1 protein-coding gene is annotated in these 1,085 nt (G+C 66.5%); it reads left to right on the plus strand.

From position 1 onward, the window contains the following. The first annotated feature begins 130 nt into the window (after positions 1-130). On the plus strand, positions 131-1,018 hold the full coding sequence (locus AB4Y84_RS22225; RefSeq protein ID WP_025875046.1) for a carbon-nitrogen hydrolase: 888 nt from the start codon (positions 131-133) through the stop codon (positions 1,016-1,018). Positions 1,019-1,085: the final 67 nt, after the last annotated feature.

A 1,085-nucleotide genomic window follows, 5' to 3' on the forward strand; every position in this document is an offset into this window, starting at 1 on the left:
GGCAATGCCTGATGGATTGACGGAGTTGCCGGCCAGCGGCCGGCACCACCCTTCAACCATTCAGCAGCCAACACGCTGTCATGGCGCATCCGCGTTAACATGCGGGTTTTCCCCCGCAGGATCGCCCCGCATGAACTCGCGCAGCCCCCTTACCGTCGCCCTGATCCAGGAGCGCAACCACGGTGATGCCGCCGCCAACCTGGCGGTGATCGAAGCGCGTGTTGCCGACGCCGCGGCACAGGGCGCGAAGCTGGTGCTGCTGCAGGAACTGCACAACGGTCCCTACTTCTGCCAGCACGAATCGGTCGATGAATTCGACCTGGCCGAGCCGATTCCGGGACCGAGCACCGAGCGCCTGGGCGCGCTGGCGAAGAAGCATGGCGTGGTGCTGGTCGGCTCGCTGTTCGAGCGCCGCGCTGCCGGTCTGTACCACAACACTGCCGTGGTCTTCGAGAAGGACGGCACCTTGCTGGGCAAGTACCGCAAGATGCACATTCCGGATGACCCGGGCTTCTACGAAAAGTTCTATTTCACCCCGGGCGACATCGGGTTCAAGCCGATCGACACCTCCGTGGGCCGCCTCGGCGTGCTGGTGTGCTGGGACCAGTGGTACCCGGAAGCGGCGCGCTTGATGGCGCTGGCCGGTGCTGAGCTGCTGCTGTACCCCACCGCGATCGGCTGGGACCCGGATGATGTGCAGGACGAGAAGACCCGCCAGCGCGATGCCTGGGTACTGAGCCACCGTGGCCATGCCGTAGCCAATGGCGTGCCAGTGCTCAGCTGCAACCGCGTCGGCCACGAGGCTTCGCCGCTGGGCGCCTCGGGCATCCAGTTCTGGGGCAACAGCCACGTGCTGGGCCCGCAGGGCGAGTTCCTGGCCGAAGCCGGCACCGACGCGACCATCCTGATGTGCGAGGTCGACCTGCAGCGCAGCGAACACGTGCGCCGCATCTGGCCGTTCCTGCGTGACCGTCGCATCGACGCCTACGGCGACCTGCTCAAGCGCTACATCGACTGACCCGGAGCCCGCGCATGGCCGTACTCATCCGTGATGCCGGCCCTGCCGACATCGCTGCGATCACCGC

The sequence above is a fragment of the Stenotrophomonas sp. 2YAF22 genome, assembly GCF_052114665.1.
GTDB lineage: Bacteria > Pseudomonadota > Gammaproteobacteria > Xanthomonadales > Xanthomonadaceae > Stenotrophomonas > Stenotrophomonas indicatrix.